Annotated in this window: 20 protein-coding genes; 11 read left to right on the plus strand and 9 right to left on the minus strand. The window is 72.2% G+C overall.

From position 1 onward, the window contains the following. Positions 1 to 86 precede the first annotated feature (86 nt). A complete protein-coding gene (locus ACNNMR_RS12485; protein ID WP_419994651.1) occupies positions 87 to 1070 on the plus strand; it encodes a GNAT family N-acetyltransferase in 984 nt (327 codons plus the stop codon). Between the two features lie 59 nt (positions 1071 to 1129). Here the strand turns inward: ACNNMR_RS12485 and ACNNMR_RS12490 are convergent, their stop codons facing one another. The 3 genes from ACNNMR_RS12490 to ACNNMR_RS12500 all read right to left on the minus strand — a co-directional run bounded on the left by ACNNMR_RS12490 (position 1130) and on the right by ACNNMR_RS12500 (position 5562). After that, positions 1130 to 3862, minus strand: a complete 2733-nt coding sequence (locus ACNNMR_RS12490) for an ATP-binding protein (protein ID WP_419994652.1) — start codon at positions 3860 to 3862, stop codon at positions 1130 to 1132. Positions 3863 to 4056: 194 nt separating this feature from the next. After that, complete coding sequence (locus tag ACNNMR_RS12495) at positions 4057 to 4482, minus strand: organic hydroperoxide resistance protein (protein ID WP_419994653.1); 426 nt, start codon at positions 4480 to 4482, stop codon at positions 4057 to 4059. A 54-nt stretch (positions 4483 to 4536) separates the two neighbouring features. Then, on the minus strand, positions 4537 to 5562 hold the full coding sequence (locus tag ACNNMR_RS12500) for an NADP-dependent oxidoreductase (protein ID WP_419994654.1): 1026 nt from the start codon (positions 5560 to 5562) through the stop codon (positions 4537 to 4539). A 95-nt stretch (positions 5563 to 5657) separates the two neighbouring features. Here ACNNMR_RS12500 and ACNNMR_RS12505 point away from each other — a divergent pair, with 95 nt between their 5' ends. Together ACNNMR_RS12505 and ACNNMR_RS12510 are read left to right on the plus strand one after the other, a co-directional pair. Then, on the plus strand, positions 5658 to 6113 hold the full coding sequence (locus ACNNMR_RS12505; RefSeq protein ID WP_419994655.1) for a MarR family winged helix-turn-helix transcriptional regulator: 456 nt from the start codon (positions 5658 to 5660) through the stop codon (positions 6111 to 6113). A 151-nt stretch (positions 6114 to 6264) separates the two neighbouring features. Continuing rightward, entirely contained in the window at positions 6265 to 8319 is a 2055-nt protein-coding gene (locus ACNNMR_RS12510) for a SpoIIE family protein phosphatase (RefSeq protein WP_419994656.1), read from the plus strand. 93 nt (positions 8320 to 8412) lie between these two features. Here ACNNMR_RS12510 and ACNNMR_RS12515 read toward each other — a convergent pair whose 3' ends face one another. From ACNNMR_RS12515 to ACNNMR_RS12525, 3 genes are all read right to left on the minus strand, one after another. Then, positions 8413 to 9252, minus strand: a complete 840-nt coding sequence (locus ACNNMR_RS12515; RefSeq protein WP_419994657.1) for an SMP-30/gluconolactonase/LRE family protein — start codon at positions 9250 to 9252, stop codon at positions 8413 to 8415. 75 nt (positions 9253 to 9327) lie between these two features. Then, entirely contained in the window at positions 9328 to 10557 is a 1230-nt protein-coding gene (locus ACNNMR_RS12520) for a helix-turn-helix domain-containing protein (RefSeq protein WP_419994658.1), read from the minus strand. 222 nt (positions 10558 to 10779) lie between these two features. Beyond that, on the minus strand, positions 10780 to 10923 hold the full coding sequence (locus tag ACNNMR_RS12525) for a hypothetical protein (protein WP_419994659.1): 144 nt from the start codon (positions 10921 to 10923) through the stop codon (positions 10780 to 10782). A gap of 126 nt (positions 10924 to 11049) precedes the next feature. On the opposite strand from ACNNMR_RS12525, the gene ACNNMR_RS12530 reads away from it, so the two are divergent. The 8 genes from ACNNMR_RS12530 to ACNNMR_RS12565 all read left to right on the plus strand — a co-directional run bounded on the left by ACNNMR_RS12530 (position 11050) and on the right by ACNNMR_RS12565 (position 22680). Continuing rightward, positions 11050 to 12066: a DUF3068 domain-containing protein gene (locus ACNNMR_RS12530; RefSeq protein ID WP_419994660.1), complete on the plus strand. Its 1017-nt coding sequence runs from the start codon at positions 11050 to 11052 to the stop codon at positions 12064 to 12066. A gap of 77 nt (positions 12067 to 12143) precedes the next feature. Beyond that, positions 12144 to 13319: a glycosyltransferase family 4 protein gene (locus ACNNMR_RS12535; protein ID WP_419994661.1), complete on the plus strand. Its 1176-nt coding sequence runs from the start codon at positions 12144 to 12146 to the stop codon at positions 13317 to 13319. 132 nt (positions 13320 to 13451) lie between these two features. Next, complete coding sequence (locus ACNNMR_RS12540; protein WP_419994662.1) at positions 13452 to 14177, plus strand: class I SAM-dependent methyltransferase; 726 nt, start codon at positions 13452 to 13454, stop codon at positions 14175 to 14177. Continuing rightward, on the plus strand, positions 14174 to 18970 hold the full coding sequence (locus tag ACNNMR_RS12545) for an alpha-(1->3)-arabinofuranosyltransferase domain-containing protein (protein ID WP_420000339.1): 4797 nt from the start codon (positions 14174 to 14176) through the stop codon (positions 18968 to 18970). Before ACNNMR_RS12540 ends, ACNNMR_RS12545 begins: the two co-directional genes overlap by 4 nt. Positions 18971 to 19010: 40 nt before the next feature. Next, a complete protein-coding gene (locus ACNNMR_RS12550; protein ID WP_419994663.1) occupies positions 19011 to 20336 on the plus strand; it encodes a condensation protein in 1326 nt (441 codons plus the stop codon). A 323-nt stretch (positions 20337 to 20659) separates the two neighbouring features. Beyond that, the gene (locus ACNNMR_RS12555; RefSeq protein ID WP_420000340.1) at positions 20660 to 21514 is read left to right on the plus strand and encodes a methyltransferase domain-containing protein; all 855 of its coding nucleotides are present in this window, start codon (positions 20660 to 20662) and stop codon (positions 21512 to 21514) included. Between the two features lie 4 nt (positions 21515 to 21518). Continuing rightward, positions 21519 to 22478 carry a DMT family transporter gene (locus ACNNMR_RS12560; RefSeq protein WP_419994664.1) on the plus strand — a complete coding sequence of 320 codons (960 nt, stop codon included), beginning with the start codon at positions 21519 to 21521 and terminating at the stop codon, positions 22476 to 22478. After that, positions 22465 to 22680, plus strand: coding sequence for a Trm112 family protein (locus ACNNMR_RS12565; protein WP_419994665.1), 216 nt, complete (start codon positions 22465 to 22467; stop codon positions 22678 to 22680). Before ACNNMR_RS12560 ends, ACNNMR_RS12565 begins: the two co-directional genes overlap by 14 nt. On the opposite strand, the gene ACNNMR_RS12570 is transcribed toward ACNNMR_RS12565, so the two are convergent. The 3 genes from ACNNMR_RS12570 to ACNNMR_RS12580 form a co-directional block, all read right to left on the minus strand. Beyond that, positions 22670 to 23758 (minus strand): murein hydrolase activator EnvC family protein, encoded by a 1089-nt coding sequence (locus ACNNMR_RS12570; RefSeq protein WP_419994666.1) that lies wholly within the window; start codon positions 23756 to 23758, stop codon positions 22670 to 22672. The genes ACNNMR_RS12565 and ACNNMR_RS12570 overlap by 11 nt on opposite strands. Positions 23759 to 23882: 124 nt before the next feature. After that, the gene (locus ACNNMR_RS12575; RefSeq protein ID WP_419994667.1) at positions 23883 to 24752 is read right to left on the minus strand and encodes a carbohydrate ABC transporter permease; all 870 of its coding nucleotides are present in this window, start codon (positions 24750 to 24752) and stop codon (positions 23883 to 23885) included. 2 nt (positions 24753 to 24754) lie between these two features. Further along, the gene (locus ACNNMR_RS12580) at positions 24755 to 25690 is read right to left on the minus strand and encodes a carbohydrate ABC transporter permease (RefSeq protein WP_419994668.1); all 936 of its coding nucleotides are present in this window, start codon (positions 25688 to 25690) and stop codon (positions 24755 to 24757) included. Between the last annotated feature and the right edge of the window lie 45 nt (positions 25691 to 25735).

A 25735-nucleotide genomic window follows, 5' to 3' on the forward strand; every position in this document is an offset into this window, starting at 1 on the left:
GGCCCGGATTAAGTCATGCCGACCGATGCCTGCGCGGTACGCCCGGCCTACGTTCGCGGCATGACGACAAGACCCCTGGAGGGTGCATGAAGTTCAGACCCGCGACCGCGGATGACACCGAGCGGGTGGCAGCTGTGACGGTCGATGAGCCGGTCGGCTGGATCGCCGCCGACCGGTATCGCGATGAGCTGCGCCAAGGGATGTACCGGCCGGAGTGGACCTGGCTGGCGGAGGACGATGACGGCCGGCTGGTGGGCCGGGCGCTGTGGTGGGGGCAGGCCGCCGCGGCGCATCCGGTGGACCTCGACTGCTTGTGGGTGGATGCCTCGGTGGCCGGTCGGGAGAAGGTGGCTGCGGAGCTGCTGTCGGCCGGGCTCGGCGCCTTTGCGGCGGGTGGGGCTGGGGCTGGGGCTGACGGTGGCGCTGGGGCCGGCGCTCGGAAGCCGCCGGTCTTCACGCTCAAGGTTGCGCCCGGCTGGCGTGCCGACCCGGCGGCCGCCGCCGCGGTCGGCTGGCGGCGTGAGGCGGCTGCGGCCGCCGGGCTCGGGCGCTATGTCGAGCGGCTGCAGCTCGCGTGGACGCCGGCGGCCGGGCTCCCTGCGAGTGGGGGGCGGCTGCGCTTCGCGCCCGCGTCGGACGAGGCGTTCCTGGCCATGTTCCGCCGGATCGCGGTGGGCAGCCTGGACGACGGGACCCGTGAGAACGTCGCCGCCCGCGGCGCCGAGGCGGCCGCCCAGGACGACATGGACTTCTACCTGAACTGCCTCGGCGAGCGCGGCTGGTGGCGGCTGGCGTACGACGCCGAGGACGGCGAGCTCGTCGGGCTCGCGATCCCCTCGGCGACGCCGTACGCCCGCAACGTCGGCTACCTGGGCGTGCTCCCCGAGCGCCGCGGCCACGGCTACATCGACGAGGTGCTCGCCGAGATCACCCGCTTCCAGGCGGAGACGGGCGCCGAGCAGATCACGGCCACCACGGACATGGGCAACGTGCCGATGGCGGCTGCCTTCGAGCGGGCCGGCTACGCCGTCACTGAGATCCGGATCGTCTTTTCAGCCGAGGGAGAGTGACGTCTTCGCCCCGGTGTCCGGTCGTGCTCGGCGGCGGCAAGCGGCTCTTCGCCTCAGCCTCAGTCGAGCAGGTTGGCCAGTTCCGTACGGGAGGAGATGCCCAGCTTGGGGAAGGCGCGGTAGAGGTGGTGGCCGATCGTGCGGGGGCTGAGGAAGAGCTGGGTGGCTATCTCGCGGTTGGTGGCTCCGGTGGCGGCGAGGCGGACGACCTCGCGTTCTTGGGGGCTGAGTCGGGCGAAGCGGGTGCCGGTGACCGGGTCGTGGGATTCGCCGGCGGCTTCCAGTTCCGTACGAGCGCGGTCGGCCCAGGGGATGGCTCCTGCGGCTGCGAATAGGTCCATGGCCGTGCGCAGGTGTTCGCGGGCGTCGAGGGGGCGGCGTTTGCGGCGGAGCCATTCGCCGTAGAGGAGGGCGGTGTGGGCTCGTTCGGTGGGGTCGGCGTTGGTGCCGGCGGCGGTGTGGAGGGTGAGGGCGGCGGTGTAGTGCGCGCCTGCGTCCGCGTCGGGGGCGGTGAGGGCGATGCAGCGGCGGGAGAGTGCGGTCAGGCCGGGTGGGGTGGGGGCCGGGTTCGCTGCACTCGTCCAGCTCGACGCCCATGTCGCGAGTCGGGCCGTGGGCTCCTGGGCTGCGGCTGGGTGGCCGGCGCGTACGGCGGCCTCGATCAGGCGGGGCAGGAAGTCTTGGGCGAGTGCCGGGTGGCTGCCGACTGCGCGGTCGGCGGCCTGGAGTTGTTCGAGGGCGGATTCGGCGTGGCCCAGGCCGAGTTCGAGGAGTCCGAGCGCGTGCAGGGCGTCCGCGGTGGCCCGGCCGACGTCGCGCGGGCGGGCGTAGGCCAGGGCCTGCGCGGCCAGCTTCCGGGTCTCGGCCTCGCGTCCCTGCGCGGCGGCCAGCAGCGCGAGGCACGCGCGGAGGTGCGCGGCGCGGTGGGCGAGGTCGTAGTAATCGGCCAGCCGCAGCGCCTCGGTGGCGTGCGCGTGCGCATCGTCCGTACGGCCGAGCGCGGTCTCGGCGCGCGCCAGCAGTCCGAGCGTCGTGGGCAGCCAGCCCTGGATGCCCTGGGCGCGGCAGCGGGCGACGGCGGTGGTGGCGTGCTCGTGGGCGCGGTGGGGGTCGGCGAGGAGGAGGGCGTAATGGCCGGACATGAGGTGGTCCATGAGGCCGTCGGTGGTGGGTGCGGGGTCGCCGGTGGTGAGTGCGGGGCCCGTCCCGGCGGGTGCGCGGCCGTTCCCGGTCGGCGGGCCGAACAGTCGCGCCGGCACCGTCAGTACCGGCAGCGCCGGGGCTCGGGTCGCCACCTCCGACAGCAGCTCCGGGTCGCCGGCCGAGAGGGCGGCGTGGATCGCGTCTGTCAGTAGCGGGCGGAGGCGGTCGGGGCGTGTCGCGCCTACCTCTTCTGCGCAGTCGAGCAGGATCCGCGCCGCCTGTGCCGGGCTGCCGTAGCCCAGTTCGACGACGGCCCGGGCGCGGGCGAAGTCCGCGGCCATGGCCGGGTCCTTGAGCGGGAGCGGGACCTGGTCGGCCAGCATGCGGCAGCGCTGGTCCTGGCCTGCCTCGCCCGCCCGCTGCGCCGCGTCGATGAGCCGCCACGCGCGCAGCGACGGGTCGGCCGTGAGCTGGGCGGCCCGCTCGTACGCCGCCGACGCCGAGGCCATCGCCTGCCGGTTGCCGGCCCATTCGGCGACCCGCTCCAGCTCGCCCGCGACGCCCTCGTCGGGCCCGGTCGCCGCGGCGGCCAGGTGCCAGGCGCGCCGGTGCGCGTGCCGGTCGGGGTCGAGCGTGGCTGCGAGCGCGCGGTGTACGGCCTGGCGGCGGGCGAGTGCGGCGGAGCGGTAGGCCGCGTATCGCATCAGCGGGTGGCCGAAGCGCAGGGTGTCGGCGGACAGGCGGATGAGGCCGGCCTGTTCAGCGGGTTCCAGGTCCGCCACGGTGCCGCCGAGGCGCGCGGCGGCGGCTACCACGACGGCAAGGTCGCCCGTGTCGTCCGCGGCGGCGACGGCCAGCATCCCGCGGGTCGGCCCCGGCAGCCGGCCGATCCGCTCCGCCAGCAGGTCCGGCAGGTCGACGTCCGCCGGCAGCAGCAACGAGCCGAGTTGGCCCGCCCGCTGGGCCGGGGTGAGCGCGGCGGACAATACTCGCAGGGCCAGCGGGTTGCCTTGCGCCTGCTCGGCGATGCGGTCGGCGACGGAAGGCAGGAGTCCGGTGAGGAGGTCGCCGGTCGCCTCGCGGTCGAGGCCTGTGAGGGGGAGGCGGGGGATGCCTTTGAGACGCGGGACTGCGGTGGTGTCCCGTAGCCCGAAGAGCATCACCACGCCCTCTGCGTACAGCCGGCGGGCGGCGAAGGCGAGTGCGTCGGTGGAGGGCTGGTCGAGCCACTGGACGTCGTCGATGACGCAGAGCACCGGCTGGTCGGTGGCGGCTTCGGAGAGGACGGAGAGCGCGGCGAGGGCGACCGTGAAGCGGTCGTGCACGGGGGCGTCGGTCAGGCCCAAGATCGCGCGGAGAGCGGTGGCCTGCGGGGTGGGCAGCCGGTCCAGGGTGTCGAGGACGGGGAGGAAGAGCTGGTGCAGTCCGCCGAAGGCGAGGTCGGTCTCGGACTCGACGCCTTCGGTGCGCAGCACGCGGACGCCTTCGGCGACGGCTTGCTCGGCGGCGTGGTCGAGCAGCGCGGTCTTGCCGATGCCAGCCTCGCCATGAACCAGGAGCGCGCCACTCTTGCCCTCGCGGGCGGCGGCAAGCATCCGCTCGATCCGCCGCACCTCGTCCTGCCGCCCGCGCAGCTCGGCGTCCCCCACCGTCCTGTACGCCTCCTTCGCAGCTGAGAGCGTGCACGATACGCCCTGGTGGGCGGGATGGTGACGGCAAGCCACCCGCACGTACAAGCCGCTAAAGCGCACAACGGGGGCCGCACCACCCCACCGGATGATGCGGCCCCCGTCGGCGGAGCCTGCGCGCAGCGCGTTACGCGTTGCGCGTTACGCAGTGGGCACTACGCCACCGACACGTTGACCTCGATGTTCCCCCGCGTCGCCTTCGAGTACGGGCACACCTGGTGCGCCTTCTCCACCAGGTCCTTGGCCGTCGCGGCGTCGACGTTCGGGATCGAAGCGGTGATGTTCACCAGGATGCCGAAGCCCTCGTCGTTCTTGCCGATGCCGACGTTGGCGGTGACCGTGGAGCCGGAGATGTCGGCGCCTTCGTTGCGGGCGACGACGCCCAGTGCGCCCTGGAAGCAGGCGCTGTAGCCGGCGGCGAAGAGCTGTTCGGGGTTGGTGCCGGCGCCGTTGCCGCCCATTTCCTTGGGCGGGTTGACGACGACGTCGAGCTTGCCGTCGTCGGTGGCGACTCGGCCGTCGCGGCCGCCTTCGGCGGTGGCTACGGCGGTGTAGAGGACGTCCTTGGACTGGATGGGCATGGTGGTGCGAGTTCCTTCCGTACGTCTCTGCAGATTCAACAATCTGTTGAGATCTTAGCTCTCGAGGCTGACGATCATCTTCCCCGTGTTCGCTCCGCGCAGTACGCCCAGGAATGCGTCAAAGGTGTTTTCAATTCCGGAAACGAATGTTTCGCGGTACTTCAGCTCGCCGGAGCGGATCCATGCCGAGACGTCCTTCAGGAACTCGGGGCGCATGTCGCCCTGGTCCGTGACGATGAAGCCCTGCATGCGCAGCCGCTTGGTCAGGACGTACGCGAGATTGCGCGGCGCCGGCTGCGGCTCGGTCGCGTTGTACTGCGAGATCAGGCCGCAGACCGCAATGCGGCCGTGGTCGTTCAGCGCCGACAGGGCCGCCTCCAGGTGGTCGCCGCCGACGTTGTCGAAGTAGACGTTGATGCCGTCGGGGGCGGCGGCCTTCAGCTGCTCGTGGACCGGGCCGTTCTTGTAGTTGAAGGCGGCGTCGAAGCCGTACTCCTCCGTGAGCAGCCGCACCTTCTCGTCCGAGCCGGCGCTGCCGATCACGCGGGCGGCGCCCTTGAGCTTCGCGATCTGCCCGACCTGGCTGCCGACGGCGCCCGCGGCGCCGGAGACGAAGACCGTGTCGCCCTCCTCGAAGCCGCCGATGCGCAGCAGTCCCGCATACGCCGTAAGCCCCGGCATCCCCAGCACGCCCAGGTACGCGGTCAGCGGGGCGAGGTCCGCGTCGACCTTGGCGGCGTGGCGGGCGTCCAGCGTCGCGTACTCGCGCCAGCCCAGGCCGTGCAGCACATGGTCGCCCGCGGCGAAGCCGTCGGCCTCCGAGGCCACGACCACGCCGACGGCGCCGCCGTCCATGGGGGCGTTCAGCTTGAAAGGCGGGACGTACGACTTCACGTCGTTCATGCGGCCGCGCATGTACGGGTCGACGGAGAGGTGCAGGTTACGGACCAGAATCTGGCCCGGGCCAGGCTGCGCCACCGGGGCCTCGACGAGGGCGACGTCGGAGGGCTCGGGCCAGCCCTGGGGGCGGGCGGTGAGGTGCCATTCGCGGGCGGTGGCGGGGGTGGAGGGTACGGACACGCTGGCGCTCCTGAGGCTTCGGTTTACTTCAGTACCTGAAACAACCTTCCTGCTGAATGTTTCAGATTGTCAAGTAAATGGCTACCCTGATGTGTATGGCCAGCAACACACCGCCCAGCCCAGACCCCGTCACCCGGGAGGTCATCGACCTCATCGGCACGGTGGTGGCGCGCTTCCACGGCGAGTACGAGGCCGCCGCCGCCACCCACTCCCTCACCGGCGCCCAGGCCCGCCTCCTCGCCCTCCTGGCCCGCGAACCCCTCCCCATGCGCCGCATCGCACAGCGCCTGAAGTGCGAACCCTCCAACGTCACCGGCATCGTCGACCGCCTGGAGGAACGCGGCCTGGTCGAACGCCGCCCCGCCCCGACGGACCGCCGAGTCAAGCTCGCCGCGGTGACCGCCGAGGGCGCCCACACGGCGGCTCGCGTCCGCGCCTCCCTGGACTTCGCCCGCGAGCCCCTGGCGGCCCTTCAGGCCACCGACCGCGAAACCCTCCGCGACCTGCTGCGCGAACTGCTCGGCGAGACGGGATCACCCGGGTCTGCCTGAAGCCCCAGCCCGCACAGAAAGCGCCAAAAGCTCCAAACGCTGTCAAAGTGGGCATATGGCGGCTGTGGCGGATCCAGAGGCGCTGCCTCCGGGAGGTGGGCTGCCTGGGGCCTGGCCTGCGCATTCCGATCTCAGCCTCGCGCTCAATCGCATGGGGAGCTTCGACTGGGATCTCGATACGGGGCGCATGCATCTCGACAGCAGTGGGCTGGCCGTATTCGATCTTGACCCGGCGGATTACGACGGCTTCCCCACCAGCCTCTCCGTCCGCGTCCCCACCGCCGAGGGCATCCGCCTCGACGCCCTCGTCTCGCAGGCCCTGAAGGACGGCAGCCAGGACTACGGGGCGTACTTCAAGGTCCGCCGCCGTGACGGCACCCTGCAGTGGACCCACACCCAGGGCTCCATCCGCCGCGACGCGACCGGACGGCCGCACCGCATCATCGGCATCGTCCGCGACGCCACCGTCGAGCTCGAACTCTCCCGCCGCCGCCTCACCCTCGACGCCGAGCGCGAGCGGCAGTCGCGCATAGTCGAGTCCACCACCGCCGCGCTCGCCCACGCCAGCACGGTCCGCGACGTGATCGGCGTGCTCGGCGACCAGGAGACCCTGCGGCGCCTCGGCGCCATCAACGTCCTCCTCGGCCTCGTCGAGAACCATCACATCGAGCTCGTCGCCGAGGGCAAGGCGGGCAGTTACGTGCCGGAGCACCAGTTCTCCGACGTCGACGCGGACGACTTCCCGATGAGCGAGGTCGTGCGGACGATGCAGCCGCGGTTCATCACCTCGCCGGAGGAGTTCAAGCACGGCTACCCGCTGCTGTGGCCGTACATCAAGCCGCTCGGCGTCACGGCCGCCGCGTACCTCCCCCTGGTCGCCCTCGGCCGCCCGGTCGGCGTCCTCGGCCTCTTCTACGCCGACCGCCGCGCCTTCACCCCCGAGGAGCGCAACCTCCTCCTCGCCCTCGCCAGCACCATCGCCCAGAGCCTGGAGCGGGCCCGCCTGTACGACCAGGAGCACGACCTCGCCGAACGCCTGCAGCAGGCCATGCTGCCGCCGAGCATCCCGCAGGTGCCGGGCGCGGAGGTGGCGGTCCGCTATCGCTCGCCGCGGACGGGCCTCGATATCGGCGGCGACTGGTACGACGTCATCCCGCTGCCGCGCGGGCGGGTGGCGGCGGTGATCGGGGACGTGCAAGGGCACGACACGCAGGCCGCCGCGGTGATGGGGCAGCTGCGCATCGTGCTGCGCGCGTACGCCTCGGAGGGGCACAGCCCGGCGACGGTGATGGCGCGGGCGTCGACCTTCCTGCACGAGCTCGACACCGAGCGCTTCGCGACCTGCTGTTACGCGGAGATCGACCTCGCGACCGGGTCGCTTCAGGTCGTACGGGCCGGGCATGTCGATCCGCTCGTACGGCACCCGGATGGGATCACGCGCTGGCTGCCGGTGCCGGGCGGGCTGCCGCTCGGTCTTTCCGCGGACTTCGGGCGGCTGGAGTATCCCGTGACCTCGCTGACGCTGGATCCGGGAGACGCGCTGCTGCTGTGTACGGACGGGCTGCTGGAGCAGCCGGGTACGGATCTTGGGTCGGGGATGCGGGAGTTGCGGGAGCTGGTGACGGCAGGGCCGGACGATGTCGATGAGCTGGCGGACGCGTTGTGCGATGTGGTGGAGAAGCGGGGGGTCAAGGACGATATGGCGCTGGTGCTGCTGCGGCGGGGTGGTGGGGCGCTGCGCGGGGTGGGGGCGGCGGGGGATGGGGCGGGTGCCGCCGGGGCGTGCGGGCCGACCGGGCGGTTGCGGCAGCACATTCCGGCCGCCGATCCCGATGCGCTGTCCGCGGCGCGGCACATGATCCGGGCGGCGGTGCGCGCCTGGGGTGCGGGTGAGCGGGCGGATGAGATCGAGTTGGTGGCGGATGAGCTGGTCACCAATGCGCTGCTGCACACGGATGGGGCGGCGGAGGCGACGGTCCGGATGGTGGCGGCGGCGCCGGAGCGGCGGCTGCGGATCGAGGTGGAGGATCGGTCGAGTGCGATGCCGCGGCGGCGGGAGCCTGGGGAGTCGGGGGTGTCGGGGCGGGGGCTGCTGCTGGTGGATCGGCTGGCGGATGTGTGGGGGGTGGAGGCTCGGGGTGGGGGGAAGGTGGTGTGGTGCGAGTTCGCCGTGCCGGCGGAACCCGGTCTGTCTGCTGCCGCGTGAGTGGTGCTCGGTGCGAGCTGCGTCGGCGGCCGCCGGAAACGTCCGGGCCCACCCGTCCCGCCCAGCGGGACGCCTGCCCCCGCAGCGCCAGTGTCAGCCTGCGAACGCCGGCTGTGCCAAGCCCTGGCCTGCCCCCGGGAGCACCAGCACCGATCCCGCCAGCGGGTGGCGGTCGCCTACCGACGCCGACGTGATGTACAGGTCCGTCAGGTCCGCGCCGCCGAAGGCGCAGGCCGTCGGCTGGGTCACCGGTAGGTCGATGACTCGGTCCAGGGTGCCGTCCGGCGCGTAGCGGCGCACCGCCGCGCCGTCCCACAGCGCCACCCATACGTATCCGTCCGCGTCCACGCACAGCCCGTCGGGCGAGCCCGCGCCCTCCTCGATCTCGGCGAAGGGGCGCCGCCCGGAGGCCTTCGCGCCGCCCTCCGCCACGTCGAAGACGTCCACCCGGCCCGTCGGCGTATCGGCGTAGTACAGCTTCGAGCCATCCGCGGTCCAGCCGAGGCCGTTGCTGATCGTCACGTCGTCGAGCACGACCTCCGCGCTGCCGTCGCCCGTAAGGCGCGTCAGCGTGCCGCCGCCCGGCGCCGAGTCGTAGCGCATCGTGCCCGCCCACAGCGCACCGTCCGGCGCGACGCCCGCGTCGTTCGCGCGGCGGCCGGGGACCGGCTCGTGCAGGAGCCAGCGGAAGGAGCCGTCGGCGTCGTACAGCCCCACGCCATCGCGCAGGCACGCCACCAGCCCGCCGCCGGCCCGAGGCTTGACGGCCCCCACGTGCTGCTCCGTCGCCTGCACCGTCCGCCGTCCGCTCACCGGGTCGTACGTGTGGATGCGCGCCCCGAGGATGTCCACCCAGATCAGCCGCTGTCCGGCCGTGTCCCACGTGGGTCCCTCGCCGAGCTCCGCGCCGGCGTGAATCGCAATGTCGACCATGGTGCTGTAAAGCCCTTCGTCCGGCCCGTCGAACCGAGGCAGTGGCAGGTGCGGCGCGCAGTGTACGTAGCGCGGCTACCGGCCCGCCAGCTCCCCCCGCAGCCGCCGCGCCCGCAGGACCAGCTCGAGCTCGAAGCGGCGCGCCGGGTCGTCGATGGATTCGCCCCAGAGTTCGCGGATCTGGCGGAGGCGGTAGCGGACGGTTTGCGGGTGCACACCCAGGTGGGCGGCGATGTCGGGGGCGGAGCCGCCGCGGGATTCGAGCCAGGCCAGCAGGGTCTGGGAGAGGCGGCGGGCGTGGACCGGGCCGCAGCTTTCCAAGGGGGCGAGGCGGCGTTGGGCCAGGTCGTCCAGGAGTTCTGGGTGCGGGAGCAGCAGCAGCGCCTCCGTGTGCTCCGTGCAGTGCAGCACCTCGCCGTCGGGGAGCAGGCCACGGGCCATCAGCGCGACTGCCGTTGTCGCCCAGCGCAGGGACATTGGCGCCGCGGCCAGCGGGACGGGTGGACCCAGGGCTCCTGACCAGCCGACCAGTGCGCGGCGGAGGCCTTCCGTGCGGCCCGGGGCTCCGGGGTCCGGTACGACCAGGCGCGGCTGTTCGCTGTCCATGTCCAGGAGGACGTCGGGGGCCACCGCGGGTGACACCACCGCCTGGCCGGGGCGGCGCAGCACCGCCACCGACACCTGGCGCGGCAGCGCCCAGCCGACCCGCGACGAGCGGTCGCCGAGTGCCTTCACGTCCAGCGGGCTGTCCTCCGCCAACAGCAGATCCATCAGGCGGCGTTGCAGCCGCAATCGTTCCTCGGCCTGCTGGGCCGCCGCCTCCGCATAGCCGCGCACGGTCTCGTCCACCAGCCCGTCGAGGTACGCGTAACCGGCCTCCGCGAGCGCGTACATGGCCGGTGGCGGAATGCCCACCTTCTGGCCCTGCTCCGCATGCCGCCGCCACGCCAGCCGCACGCCCTGCCGGTACATCGCCTGGAGGGAGTCGAGGCTGCGGCCCGCCAGCCCCGCCGCGCGGCCGAAGTCCTTGAACTCCGGGGGTGGTTCGCGCTCGTCAGCTGACGGCGCCTGGTGACTACTTGTCACCTGGTCGACAAATTGCTCCACGGCCCGGTGGATCGCATTCCGGGCGCGTTTGAGGCCGGCCTCGCCGAGCGCGGCCGGCAGCGCCGGATGCGTACGGCAGACCTCGCCGAGGATCGACTCGGCGAGCGCGGGGGCCTCGTCCCGGGCGAGCTGGGCGAACTGCCGTATCCGCGACGGCGGTACGTCTCGCCAGGCAGCGAGTGGTGCGGCGCCCGCCACCTAGGGCCTCTCTTTCGGATCTTGTCGGCTAGCACTGGGAGGTGCCAAGTGCGGGTGGGTGTGCGGTCTGACCTGGGACATAGGAGCATCGGTCGGTGCGTGGCCTCGGCGTGCGCCGTCCCCGGTCCTGTGGCGGAGCCACCGGTCCGGGGGCGGCGTGCGGCGAGGGCGCGTGCCGGGCGGTGCGGGACCCGGCAAGATCCGAAAGAGAGGCCCTAGCCCTCAGCCGTTGTTGAAGTGCACGAGCGGCACGTTCGGCTGCTCGGGGGTCGCGTTGCGTACGGCGACGATGCCCAGGCCCGCTGCGAAAGCGAGCGCTGCGGCCACCACGCTTGTCACGACTGCGGCAACCAGTCTGTTCTGCATGGGTGCAGAGTGTGAAAGCACCATTGACACCCTGTCAAGCACACGCCTACGTTACCGACCCGTAAAGCCTGGAACGCGCACCACAGTGATAATCCGTCCGCTGGAGCCACTCCCTGGAGGGCAAGCATGCGCCGTTCGACCTCACCTTGGGCCCTGGCGCTCCTCGGGCTCGGGGTTTTTCTGCTTGTCCTCGCCCCCGTGCTCGCCTTCTACGTGCAGCCCCGGGTCAAGCTGGTCCCGATCGACATCGACCAGGCGACGCACTACACGGGCAAGGGCAAGTACTTCGACCAGGACACCCAGAAGGTCCGCGACAACCAGACGCTGACCATCACCCGCCGGGTGCTGGCCGACGTGCACGACAGCGAGAAGAGCGGGCACGCGGTCCTGGACGCCTCCACGACCGTCGACAACCCGAAGACGCTGCCGCTCAAGGATCCGCGCAAGGCGTTCCAGTGGACGCTGGAGCGCTGGGTCATCGACCGCGACACCAACCTGCCCGTCCACTGCTGCGGCGAGAAGACCGGCGGCAGCGCGGACGAGATCCAGGGCGAGGCGGGGCTGAAGTTCCCCTTCGACGTCGAGAAGCGGACCTATCAGTGGTGGGACAACACCCTCCAGGACACGGTCCCGTTGAAGTACTCGGGGAAGAAGAAGATCCAGGGCTACACCGGGCTGAGCTTCAAGGGGAAGGTCACCGAGGCGGTCAAGACCGGCACCCGGCAGGTCCCCGGCGCCATCGTCGGCATGCCGGACCGCAGCCAGGTCTTCGCCGACGAGTACTACTCCAACTCCGGCATCGAGCTGGTCGCCGACCAGCGCACCGGACGCATCCTCTACGCCAAGATCTCGCCGCGGAAGACGCTCCGCCAGCCCGGCGGCAACTCCGACAAGGTGGTCCTGCTGGAGAGCAAGACCGGCATCGACTTCACCGACGCGACGCAGCGCGACCAGGTCGACCAGGCGAAGACCGAGAGCGGCCAGCTGAAGGCCGTCAGCACCACCATCCCGCTCGTCGGCGGTCCGCTCGGGCTGCTCCTCACCGCCCTCGGCGTCGCCCTCGTCGTACGGGGCCGGCAAGGCCCTGACGAGGAGGAACCCGCGCCGGAAGGGGCCCCTCCGCAGCCCGTTGCAGCATCATGAACAGCCACCAGCACGGCCCAGCACAGAGCACCAGAGGTCCTGTAAGCGCCGCACCCTGAGAACGAGTTGGAGCACCAATGCCCCAGCACGTACCACCCACCGCAGCCGCCCTTTCGGGGCCGCGGACCCACCCTCACCCCATCGCCGATGCGGTACGGCCGGCCCCGGCCGCGCCGCGCCGCATCGCCTTTCTCGCCCGCCGCGACCTGGGCAACCCGGCCGCCGGCGGCTCCGAGCTGCTCGTCGACCGGCTCGCCGCCGGGCTGACCGGGCTCGGCCACCAGGTGACCCTGCTGTGCGGGGGGCCTGCGGCGTACCGCGACTACCGTGTCGTCTCGGCGGGCGGCGACGCGGGGCACTTCCTGCGCGCGCGGCGCGCGTTCGCCCGCCAGGTGGGCGAGACCGATCTGCTGGTCGAGGTCTGCAACGGCATGCCGTACCTCGCCCCGCTCTGGCACCCGGGCCCCTCCCTGTGCCTGGTCAATCACGTGCACACCGATCTGTGGCACATGCGCTACCCGAAGCCGGTGGCCCGCCTCGGGCGGCGGCTCGAGCACTGGGCGCTGTCCGGCGCGCACCGCGGCAATCTCCTGGTCGCCGTGTCCGACTCGACCGCCGACGCGCTGCGCGCGATCGGCGTCGACAAGGAGCGGATACGGGTCGTGCACAACGGCGTCGAGGAGCCAGGACCGCTGCACCCCAAGGCCGAGGAGCCGCTCTTTCTCGCGATGGGCCGACTCGTCGAGTACAAGCGCATCGATCTGCTGCTGCGGCTGTGGGAGCGGGTCCGGCCCGTCACCGGCGGGCGTCTTGTCATCGTCGGGGACGGGCCCGAGCGGGCCCGGCTGGAGGCGATGGCGGGGCCCGGCGTCGAGTTCGCCGGGCACGTATCGGAGGAGGCCAAGCATCGGCTGCTGTGCCAGGCCTGGCTGCTGCTGCACCCGTCGCTGGTGGAGGGCTGGGGCCTGGTGGTCACCGAGGCCGCGACCCGCGCCACGCCGGCGATCGGCTTCGACATACCCGGGCTGCGCGACTCCATCGCGGACGGCTCGACCGGGATGCTCGCCTCCGGCGAGAGCGCCTTCGCGGCGCACTGGTGCGCGCTCGCGCTGAGCGAGTCGCGGCGCACCGCGCTGGGCGTGGCGGCCCGGCGGCGGGCGGCGCGGTTCCGGTGGGAGGCGACGGTGGGGGACTTCCGCGCGGTGGCGGCGGAGGCGATGGCGGCTGCGGCCGCCGAGCAGAGAGGGCGGTGACCGATGGCGGACGCCGAGAAGGCGGAGCGTGCCGGAGCCTACGGGCCTGGTGAATCTCGGCGCCCGTCGCGTCGCCGGGTGCGGTCCGGCCGTGCCCAACCGTTCCGCTCAGCGGAACGCCTGCCCACGCCCTTGCGGGATCCCTCGGTTCGGCGGTCCGCCACGCTCTTCCGCGCCTTCCTGCGCGAGCAGACCGACCCCGAGCTCTTCTACTCCACCCTCGCCCGCGACGCCGTCGACCAGGTCGAGCGACATGCGGATATCAAAGGCAACCTGGTCGTCGACATCGGCGGCGGCAGCGGGCACTTCACCGAGGAGTTCCGGCGGCGGGGCGCCGACGCGTATCTCTTCGAGCCGGACACGGCCGAGCTCAACGCGCAGGGCACACCCCCTGCAGGAGCGGTACGGGCGGACGGGTATCTGCTGCCGCTGGCCGACGGCAGCGCCGATGTCACCTTCTCCTCCAATGTCCTGGAGCACGTCGACGACCCGACGACCTTCCTCTCCGAGATGATCCGGGTCACCAAGCCCGGCGGCCTGATCTACGTCTCGTACACGAACTGGCTCTCCCCGTGGGGCGGTCACGAGACCTCCCCCTGGCACTACTTCGGCGCCCACCGCGCCCGCGAGCGCTACGCGCGCAAGCACGGCCGCGAGGCCAAGCACACCCTCGGCGAGAACCTCTTCGCCGTGCACATCGGCCCGGTGCTCAGGCACGTACGCACCCGCGACGACGTCGAGGTGCTCTCCGCCCGCTCCCGCTACTGGCCGTTCCTCGCCGAAGCGATCGTCCGCGTACCCGGCATACGCGAATTCGCCACCTGGAACCTCCTCCTCATTCTCCGGCGGTGCCCATGACTTCCACGCTTCCTCTCAACCCGGTGCAGCCGGGACAGCCACACGGAGCGCCACCGCCGGCGGGTCCTGAAGCCGAGCCCCCCGAGGGCGCCCGGCGCAGCCGCAAGTGGCTGCTCGGCTTCTGGCTGGTCGCGCTGGTCGCCTTCCTCGTGCCGTCCGCGGGGAAGATGACCTTCGAGACCAAGCTGGGCGTGGCCGCGGACCCGTGGAAGTTCATCGGCGACCTCAACTCGCTGTGGCACGACCGGGCGGGCTTCGGCGGCATCGCCGACCAGTACGCCGGCTATCTCTTCCCGAGCCTGCCGTACTACGGGCTCACCGACCTGCTGCAGATCCCGGTCTGGCTGGCCGAGCGGCTGTGGCTGTCGCTGATCATCACCGCCGCCTTCTGGGGCGCGCTGCGGCTGGCGGAGCGGCTGGGCATCGGCTCGCCGGGCACCCGCGTCTTCGGCGCGATCGTGTACGCGCTGTGGCCGACGTTCACCATCATCATCGGCTCCACCTCAGCGGGCGCGCTGCCGGGCGCCGTGCTGCCGTGGGTGCTGCTGCCGCTCGCCGACTACGCCCTCAAGCCGCGCCACGCGGCGGTCCGTTCGGCGCTGGTGATCCCCTTCATGGGCGGGGTCAACGCGGCGTCGACGCTGGCCGCGCTCTTCCCCGCGCTGCTGTACGTGCTGACCCGCACGGGCCGCCGGCGTGGTGCCCTCCTCTCCTGGTGGATACCGGGGCTGATCCTCGCCACCCTCTGGTGGACCGTCCCGCTGATCCTCCTCGGCGCGTACGGCGAGAACTTCCTGCCGTTCATCGAGCAGTCCGACACCGTCACCTCCACCATGTCCGCGACCGAGTCGCTGCGCGGCGCCGGCAACTGGGTGGCGTACCTGAACTTCGGCGAGGCCTGGCTGCCCGCCGGCTGGACGGTGGCGTCGGCCTGGCTCGCGGTGATCGGCTCCGCCTTCGCCGCCGCGATCGGCCTCGCGGGCCTGGCCCGCCGCGATCTGCCGGAGCGCCGCTGGCTGGTGCTGACCGTCATGCTGTCCGTGCTGATCATGCTCGCCGGTTACGCGGGCGCGCTCGGCGCCCCCTTCGCCGACGGCATCCGCGTCGCGCTGGACGGCTGGCTCTCGCCCTTCCGCAACATCTACAAGTTCCAGCCGGGCGTGGCCCTCGCCCTCGCCTTCGGCCTCGCGCACGTGACCGCGACGGCCGCGAGCCGCTACGGCACCCGCCCCGCCCAGAGCCGCCGCCTCTACCCGCTGATCGCCGGCGTCCTCGTCCTCCCCGGCCTCCTCCTTCCGTACGTGAACGGCGACATCCTCCAGCCGGGCGGCTTCAAGGAGCTCCCCAAGTACTGGAAGGACACCGCCAAGTGGCTGGAGGAGTACTCCCCCGACAGCCGCGCCATGGTCGCCCCCGCGACCGCCCACGGCACGTACACCTGGGGCAAGCCCATCGACCAGCCCCTCGACGTGCTCGCCGACTCGCGCTGGGCGCAGCGCGACTACGTGCCCTTCGGCACCCCCGGCTCGCAGCGCGTCATGGACGCCGTCGACCGCGCCCTGATGACCGGCGGCGAGGTCCCGGGCCTCGACGACTTCCTGGCCCGCGCGGGCCTGCACTATGTGGTCGTACGGAATGACCTCGACCCCGACCAGACGGGGTACGTGCCGCCGTCCACCGTCAAGCGCACCCTGGAGCAGTCCGGCTACCGCAAGGTCAAGGAGTACGGCCCGAAGATGACCGGCGGCCGCATCCCCGCGGGCACCCCGGTCCAGATCCAGGGCATCTACTCGCAGCAGCGCGCGGTCGAGATCTACGCCCCGCCGAAGGGCAGCGAAAGCCCCGGCCCGGTCGGCTCGATGAACGCCGAGGACACCGCCGTGATCAGCGGCGGCCCCGAGTCGCTGCTGCAGCTGTCGGGCTCCGGCGACTGGCGCAACCGCCCGGCCGTGCTGACCGGCGACAGCGCGCCCGGCATCGACAGCCCGCCGCTGAGCGTGCAGGCCGACGGCCTCCGCCGCGCCGACACCCGCTTCGGCGTGCTGAACAACAACACGTCGTACACGTACGCCCCGGGCCAGAAGAACGACCCGGACGCGCTGCAGGACGCGGGTGAGAACCCGAGCCAGATCCTGCCGAAGAAGGGCCTCGCCCACCAGACGACGGCCAACCTCCGCGGCGCCGCCAAGGTGTCGGCGTCCTCGACCGGCAACTGGCTCTTCCACCTCCCCCAGTACGACCCGGCCAACGCCTTCGACGGCAATCCGGCCACCGGCTGGGCGGGCGGCAACCCGGACGAGTCGACCGACGAGTGGGTGCGCGTCGACTTCGACGAGCAGCAGACGCTCCCGTCCAGCCTGGAGGTCACCCCGCTCCCCGGCGACGGCGTACGGGCCCGGCCCACCCGGGTCCAGGTGGAGACCGACCGGGGCAAGGTCGTGTCCACCATGAAGCCGAATGACCAGCAGCAGATGGTCAAGGCCCCCGAGGGCGCCGCGAAGTGGCTGAAGGTCACCATCACCGACGCCCAGGAGCCGAAGGCCGGCTTCACCGGCGCCGGCTTCGCCGAGATCACCGTCCCGGACGTCCAGGTGACCCGGATGCTGCGGCTCCCGGCGGACGCCGAGGCCAACCGCGACACCGCGAGCGAGATCGTCTCGCTGCACCGCGGCAGCGACCCGGGCGGCCTGAACCCGGCCGCCTCCGAGGTGGGCCTGCACCGCCAGTTCACCACCGGCACCGAGGGCGACTACGCCATCACCGGCAAGGCGGTCCCGGTCCAGGGCCAGGCGCTGGACGAGCTCCGCGACCAGGTCGACCCGGACACCCCCGAGGAGAAGATCACCGCGACCGCGGAGTCGACGAGCTCCCTCAGCCCGTCGCTCACCCCGCGCAATCTGGTCGACGGCGACCTCACCACGGCCTGGATCGCGGGCAAGACCCCGACCCTGCACCTGAAGTGGCCGGAGGCGAAGGAGATCTCCTCGATGGTCCTGGCCGGCGCGGGCGGCATCTCCGCCAAGCCGACCGAGGTGGAGATCACCACGCCCGGCGGCGCGGTGACGACCGGCGTGGACGAGAACGGCTGGGCCCGCTTCGAGCCGGTGACGACCAACCAGGTCGACATCAAGATCACCAAGTCCGAGTCGCTGAAGGTCCACAACCCCTTCGCCGACCGCGACATGCAGCTCCCCGTAGGCATCACCGAGGTCTACATCCCCGGCATGGACGACCTCCGCTCCAAGGTCCCGGACCCGGACGAGCCCTTCGAGCTCGAGTGCGGCGAGGGCCCGACGGTGTCGGTGGACGGCAAGTTCCGGTCCACCAGCGCCAAGGGCACCCTCGGCGACCTCGCCGACCGCAAGCCGATCGACATCAAGGTCTGCGGCGGCGCCAACGACACGGCAGGCCCCGTCTCCCTGCCCGCCGGCAACCACCGCGTGGAGTCCGGCGACGACGGCCCCCTGGCGGTTACGGACCTGACCCTCACCCGCGGCGAGGCAGGCAAGCCCTCCGAGCTGCAGCGCGACGTCAAGGCCACGGACTGGGCCGGCGACCAGCGCCGGGTGACCGTGGGCGACGGCGACGACACGTACCTCACCACGTACGAGAACTACAACGACGGCTGGAAGGCCACCCTCGACGGCAAGGAGCTCCGCCCGGTCCGGCTGGACGGCTGGCAGCAGGGCTTCCTGGTCCCCAGCGGCTCGGGCGGCCAGGTGAAGCTGTCGTACGAGCCGGCCACCTGGTATCAGGTCGGGCTGTGGGTCGCGGTCGCGGCCATCCTCGCCCTGATCGGCGTGGCCCTGGTGGGCCGCCGCAATGCCCGCGAGGAATTTGAAGTGGAGCCGGAGCCGCAGCCTGCGATCGGGTGGGCGCTGGGCACGGTGGTGCTGACGCTGGTCTTCGCGGTGATCGCGGGGCCGTACGCGCTGGTGGTCCCGGCCTTGGCTCTGTTGGCGCGGGCGCGGCCGGCGCTGCTGCCGCCGATCGCGCTGATAGCCATGGCCGGCGCGGGGATAGCCGCCGCGACGGGGGCGGGGGAACCTGTCCGTATGAACGAGGGCGCTTACAGCGGTCCGGCGCAGGCGCTGGCGCTGCTGGCGCTGGCGGCGGCGCTGGTGTCGGTGGGCGGCTGGAATGGCCGCGAGCCGGCTCAGGCGGCCGGTGAGCCGGGGCCGGGCGGGCCCGCGTATGCGGGCGCGGGCGGGGCTCCCGGTGCGGCCGGCTTCGCCGCGGGCGGCTATGCGGCCGGCGCACAGCCCGGCTATCCGGCAGGCGCGCAGCCCGGCGGCGCCCCCGGCCCGCAGGGCGAGTACGCGCCCGGCCAGTACGCGGGCTTCCCGCCTCAGGCCACGCCCGAACACGCCCCGACCCAGCCGGACTTGCCGGCACGGGAGCCCGACCACCCGACCACCGCTCTCCACCGGACGGGGGCGGAGGAGCCGCCCCCGGACGAGGACCCGGCCACGACGGCCCTCGGCCGTCACCGCGGCGAAAGCGACGAACCCCCGGAGCTGCTCCGCAACTTGGGCCTGGACGACGAGCACGCCCCGGAGGCGCAGCCGCAGAAGGACGTACCCGAGGACGAGCCCGCGGACGGCTTCGTACCGACCCCGCCGATCCCGCTCGGCGGCGGCCAGGGCGACGACACGTCGACGCCCCCGCTCGGCACCCAGCCGCGCGACGCGGCCGCCGACGACGCGAAGGACCCGTCCACGCCGCCGCTCGGCACCCCGGAGCCCTCGGACACTCCGCCGGAGGACCGCCCGCCCGAGGACGGTGGTCGATGAGCACCCGAATCGACCCGGCCCACCCACTGAACGGACTCAGATGACCGCAGTTCGCCCCCAGCCGGCCGAGGCCCCGGACCTCGTCCCGTTCCCCACGCTGGACGAGATCTCCTTGCACTGCCTGGAGCCCAGCGAGCCGGAGACGGTGCACATCGAGGTGCACCTCCCCGGCCGGCTGGACCACGAACGCCTCCGCACGGCCTTCCGCGAGGCGATGGCCCGGCACCCGCGCATCCTCATGCGGCAGACGCCGAGCCGCTGGTGGCACCGCCGCTACGTCTGGCAGCTGACGGCGGAACCCGACGTCGAACCGGTCACCTTCATCCCCGCAGGGCGCGGCGCGGTGGAGGCGGCGCGCGAGCGCACCATGACCGACTGCCCGCCGCTGGACGCGTCGCCGCCCGTCCGGATGGAGGCCGTCGAGACCGAAGCGGGCGGCACGGTCCTCATGGTCACGATCAACCACACGGCGATGGACGGCCCGTCCTTCCTCCGCGTGCTGTCGACGGCGGCGGAGATATACAGCGGGCATGAGCACGTGGAACCGGCGGCTCCCCCGGCCGCCCCCTCCTCCGCGACCCCGCCGCCGGTGGCCGCGCCCTCGGCCCCGTTCCGGCCCATCCGCATCGCCGGCGAGGCGAAGGCGCCCGCCACCGGCAACGGCATGCTCCTCCTGGACCTCCCGGCTCCGCGCCGCACGCCGGACGGCGCCACGGTCAACGACCAACTCCTCGTCGCCACCTGCCTGATGGCCGCCCGCTGGAACACCGAGCACGGGCAGGCGCCGGGGCCCGTACAGATCACCATGCCGGTCGACAACCGCTCCCGCCTCTCCGCCGAAATGCCGATCGGCAACGGCACCCGCCTCACCGAGGTCGGCTTCGGGCCGGAGGAGCGCGAGGACCGCGAGCTGCTCACGGCGGATCCGCCGGACAAGGAGGCGGTGGCGCGCCTTCTCCGCCGTACGATGACGCGCACGCACGCGCTCAAGGTCGACGTGAGCGACCACCCGATGGGCCTGTCGGGCACGATCCTCACGGCGCCGCTCGCGCCGGTCGCGATTCGCGGCGTGCTGGCGAGGACGCTGAGCTGGGCCGCGTCTCCGTGGAAGTCGACGACGCTGCTCAGCAACATCGGGCGCATCCCGTATCCGCTGGAATTCGAGGGCGCGGGCAAGGCCACGGCGGTGTGGTTCTCGGCCCCGTCCCGGATGCCCCGCGGCCTGGCCGTCACGGCGGCCTCGACGGCGGGCCGCCTCCACCTGACGCTGCGCTACTCAAAGGCCCGCCTCGACGCCTCCGCGGCCCACCGCCTGGCAGCACTCCTCCAGGAAAACCTGGCCGCCTGCGCGGGGACCAGCCGGTGACGGGCACAATGGCCGCAGGCGACCCACCCGCGGAGCACACCCCCCGCATCGTGGTCCCACCCACGCCAACACCCGTCCCCACCCCCGCACCGACCTCCGCGCCCGCGCCGACCTCCGCGCCCGCGCTGGACGGGACGCCCGCCCCGGAACCCGACCTGGACGGAACGCCCGGCCCGGACACCGCAACGGCCTCCACGCCCGCACCGGCCGCGACACCCGGCCCGGACCCCGACCTGGACGGGACGCCCGGTCCGGACCCCGCACCGGCCTCGACGCCCGCCCCGGACCCCGACCTGGGCGCGACGCCCGGCCCGGACACCGACCTGGGCGCGACGCGCAGCCCGGGCCCCGCAACGGCCTCCGCGCCCACCCCTCAACCCCGCCCCACCCTCCGCGACTTCTACGAGAACCCGGACGTCCCTGTCGCCTCCGGCGACCCCCGCTCCCACCGCCAGGCGGAGATCCTTGCCCGCGCACTCGGACCGGCAGCGCCCGACGCCCGCCCCGCCGTCATCGCCGACGTGGGCTGCGGTGACGGCACCGCCGCCGCCATCGCCGCACGCGTGCTCAACAAGCACCGCCCGGGTGCCCAGCGCCTCGTCGCCATCGACTGGTCCCAGGACGCCCTCCGCCGGGCTGCGGCGGTAACGAGAAGCGAGACCGGCCGCGACGGCGCGACACCGGCCGCCACCCCCGCAGCCACCACCCCCGTCTCCGTCATCCGCGGCGAACTCACCGCCCTCCCCCTCGCCACCGCCTCCGCCGACGCCGTCCTCTTCAGCGAGGTCATCGAGCACCTCGTCGACCCGGACGCCGCCCTCGACGAGATCCGCCGCGTCCTCAAGCCCGGCGGCCACCTGATGCTCTCCACCCCGAACCTCGCCGCCTGGTACAACCGCGCGCTGCTCCTCACCGGCACCCAGCCGGTCTTCTCCGAGGTCAGCCTCCGCGGCATCCATGGCCGCCCGGGCACCCAGGTCGTCGGCCACCTGCGCCTCTACACCGCCCGCGCGCTGCGCGAGTTCCTCGAAGCCGCCGGCTTCGAGGGGGTCCGCCTCGCCGGCGCGCCGTACCACGACGTGCCGAAACCCCTCCGTCCCCTCGACCGACTGGCCTGCCGCGCGCCAAGCCTGGCGTCCATACTCCTGGCGCACGCCCGCCGTCGGCGCGAGGATTGACGGCATGTGGTGGGGGGTCATCGCGGCACTGCTCGCGAACGCGTTCATCAGCACGGGGTTCGTACTCGAAAAGCAAGCCCTGTCCAAGCTCCCGGCGCTGACCGTGCGCCGCCCGGGCGCCATGGTCGGGGTGCTCATCCGCAGCCCGCTCTGGGCCATCGGCTGCGGCTGCCTGGGGCTCGGCTTCGCGGCGCAGATGATCACGTACGGGACGCTGCCGCTCGCCGCCGCGCAGGGCATCCTCGTCTCCGGCCTGGTGCTTCTGCTGCTGCTCTCGTCGCGCATCCTGGGCGAGCGGCTCAGCAGCCGCGAGTGGGCGGGGATCACCGCGATCCTGCTCTCGCTCGGCATGATCGTGGCGTCCCTCGACCAGGACGCCGACAAGGTCAGCAAGACGGCGCCGACCGGCGACTTCCTGGAGATCGCGCTGCCGTCCCTCGCCGCCGGGGTGTGGCTGTACGTCGTCGCCGAGCAGCGCCGCCGCCGGCGGCACCGGGCCCCGACGACCGGCATCTCGTACGGCATCGCGGTCGGCTTTCTCTACGGCGTCAGCTCGCTGACCATCAAGGGCCTCTCGGGCCTGACCGACACCGGTGACCTGGGCGGCACGATCACCCGGGCGCTGCAGTCCCCTTATCCGTACGTGCTGTGCTTCACCGGCGCCGCCGGGCTGATCCTCTCCCAGGCCGCCCTGCAGCGCTGCCGCGCGTCGCTCATCGTCCCGGTCTGCACCACCGCCAACAGCCTGCACGCCATCGCCGCCGGCACCGTCGTCTTCGACGAGCCGCTGCCCGACGACCCGCTGCGGATGGCGCTGCGCCTCGGCGGCATCGCCCTCGCCGTCTCCGTCCTGCTCGCCCTGCCCCGCCACGATCCCGACCCCGAAGAACCCGCCTCAGAAGTGCCCGCCCCGGACGACAACGTCCCGACCCCCATGAAGGACGCTGCCCATGAATCCCGATGACCCCCTGCTCAAGATCCTGGTCTGCCCGCTCGACAAGGGCCCGCTCACCCTGCTCGCCGACAGAAAAACCCTCTATAACCCGCGGTTGCGCCGCAGATATCCGATCCTCGACGGCATCCCGCAGCTGCTGCCGTCCTCGGGCGAGCCGGTGACGGACGAGGAGCACGACCGGCTGCTGGCGGCCGGTGGCGCTACGGCTTGAGGCCCTTGCCGCGCAGCCACCGCTCCGGGTCGATCCCGGACCCGAACTGGGGCGTCATCCGGACCTCGAAGTGCAGGTGCGGCCCGTTGGAGTTCCCGGTGTTGCCGGACAGGCCGATCGTCTCGCCGGGGAAGACCCGCCGGCCCGGGGCGGCGTGGATCTCGTCGAGGTGGGCGTAGAAGGTGAAGTAGCCGTCGTCGTGCTTGATGGTGACGTTGTTGCCGAAGGCGCCGCCGCAGCCGACCGTGTGCACGGTGCCGTAGCCGACGCTGGTGACCGGGCGGTCCTCTGGGACGGCGAAGTCGAGGCCGGTGTGGGTGGTGGCCCAGTTCTCGCTGGTCTCGCCGAAGTGGGCGGTCAGCTGGTACCGGTGCACCGGCTTGCGCCACTTCTGCTGCCCGGGGCCCTTGCCGTCGGGCACGTACTTCTGCTTCTTCGGGTACGTGTCGCAGCCCTGGCTGCGCTCCTTCGCCTGCTTCGCCTCGGCGGCCTGCAGCTTCTCCAGCTTGGCCTGCGCGCCCTTCAGCCGCGTCTCAAGGGACTTCTTCAGCTTGCGCCGCTCGGCCAGGTCGTGGTTCAGCCGCCCGAGCGCGGCGGCGGCCCGCCGCTCTTCGGCCTGCGTGCGCAGCTTGGCGCGGTCCGCGGCGGTGTAGAGGCGGTCGGCGGCGTCCTCGCCCTTGCCGAGCAGCTCGGCGCGCTGCAGTACGTCCCCAGGTGACCGGCTGAGCAGCAGCTCGGCGGTGTCGCCGAGGCCGCCGCCGCCGCTGCGGTACTGCTGCGCGGCCATCCGGCCGAGCTTGCCGCGCAGCACGATGAGCTTCCGCTTCTCCCGGCGGACCGACTTGCGCAGCTTGGCCACCTGCGACCGCTGCTTCTTCACGGCGCGCATCGACTTCTCGTACCGCAGCGTGGTCTTCGAGGCCTCCTGGAAGAGGCGGTCGACCTCGCGCATGGCCTTCTTCGTGGCGCCCTTGCCGTCCGTGCCGGGGCCGTCGGCGGCGACGGCCTGTGCCGCCGGGGCGGCGAGCGCAAGGCACAGGACGGTGGAGATCCCCGTTTGTGTGACAAGTCGTCGCATCGGTTGATGATTAACCGAGTCCCGGAGCGCCGCTCCCCGGACACACCGCGCGCCGGGGTATCTCCCCCGTCCGGCCCCCCGCCGCGCGGCGGAGGGCTCACCCGTCTGCGCGGCGGCGATCCTCCTACTTCACCGACCCGGCCGTCAGGCCGGACACCACATGCCGCTCGATGAACGCGAACAGGATCACCACCGGCACGATCGCGATCACCGACGCCGCGAAGAGGTAGTTCCACTCCACGGTGTAGTTGCCGATGAAGTTGTTGATGCCGACGGTCAGCGGCTGCTTCTCCGGCTCGGTGGACAGCGTCAGGCCCATGACGAACTCGTTCCAGGCCGAGATGAACGTGAAGATCACCGCGGTCACGACCCCGGGCAGCGCCAAGGGCAGCGTCACCCGGAACATCGCCCCGAGCCGCCCCGTCCCGTCCACCATCGCCGCCTCTTCCAGCTCCTGCGGGATCGACCCGATGTACGCGGTCAGGATCCAGATCGCGAAGGCCAGGTTGAACGCGCCATTGGTGAGGATCAGCGTCCACACCGAGTTCAGCATGTCGAACTGGTAGAACTCCCGGTACAGGCCCACCAGCAGCGCCGTCGGCTGGAACATCTGCGTGACCAGCACCAGCAGCAGGAACAGCTTCCGCCCGCGGTAGGTCATCCGGGCGGTGTAGTACGCGGCCGGCAGCGACACCAGCAGCACCAGCAGCGTGGAGCCGCCGGCCACCAGCAGCGTGACCTTGAGGTTGGTGCCGAGGGTGGATTCGCCCCAGACGTCGATCAGGTTCGACCAGGCGAAGTCGTCCGGCAGATAGGTGCGGTCGCGGAGCTCGTTCGCCGGGCGCAGCGCCGTAATGATCATCTCGATGTACGGCAGCAGGAAGATGACGGCGAGGCCCCAGGCCACGGCGGTGATGACCAGGGTGCGCGGCTTGAAGGTCTTCCGCGGCTTGATGGCCTTCCCCGGCCGGGGCTTCGCGGTTGCGGCAGCCATCGTCAGTCCTCCTTGTTCCAGCGGCTGACCTTCAGGAAGATCAGCACGAGCACGACCACCATCGCGAAGTTGACCACTGACATCGCCGCCGATTCACCGATGTCGGTCGACTTCAGCTGGAACATGTAGACCGTGGTGGTGGCGGTGTCGCTGTCCGGGCCGCCCTTGGTCATGCCCCAGATGATCGGGAACGAGTTGAAGACATTGATCAGGTTGATCACGAAGCCCACCAGGAAGGCGGGCCGCAGCAGCGGCAGGGTGATGTAGAGGTACGTCTTGAACCCCACCGCGCCGTCGATCTTCGCGGCCTCGTAGACGTCGTGCGGAATGGTCTGCAGGCCCGCGAGCAGGGTGTAGGTGGTGAACGGCAGCGACACGAAGACCGCCACGAACATCATCCACGGCCAGGCGGTGCTCGCCTCGCCGAGCCAGTCCTTCGACTGGTCGATGAGGCCGAGGTCCAGCATCAGCGTATTGAGCACGCCGGCGGTCCGGTCGAGCATCCACTTGAAGCCGATGGCGGTCATCAGCACCGACGCCGCCCAGGGGGCGATGAGCGCCCAGCGGGTGACGCGACGCCCCGGGAAGTTCTGGTTGAACAGCTGGGCCAGGGCGAGGGACAGCAGCATGGTGACGCCGACGACCACGACCGTCCAGATCACCGTCCAGGTGAGGACCTGGCCGAAGTCGGTCTCCTCGAAGAGCCGCTTGTACTTGTCGGTGCCTGCGGAGCCGCGGACGAACCCGGCGGTGGAGATCTTCAGGAAGGACGTGCGGACGAGCTCGTAGATCGGCCAGAGGACGACGACGGCGATCAGCAGGACGGCGGGGGCTATCCAGGGGATCGGCCCGAGCCGGGCGAGGACCCTGCGCCGGGTCCGTCGCCGGGGCCGGCCGCCGCTGCCCCTGTCGGTGGTCTTGGAGACCGTTGCGGACACGGAGACGCTCCTTGCTCAGGCGTTACGGCGGGCAGGGCCCTGCCC

It is taken from the genome of Streptomyces boninensis, assembly GCF_048572725.1.
Classification (GTDB): domain Bacteria; phylum Actinomycetota; class Actinomycetes; order Streptomycetales; family Streptomycetaceae; genus Streptomyces; species Streptomyces boninensis.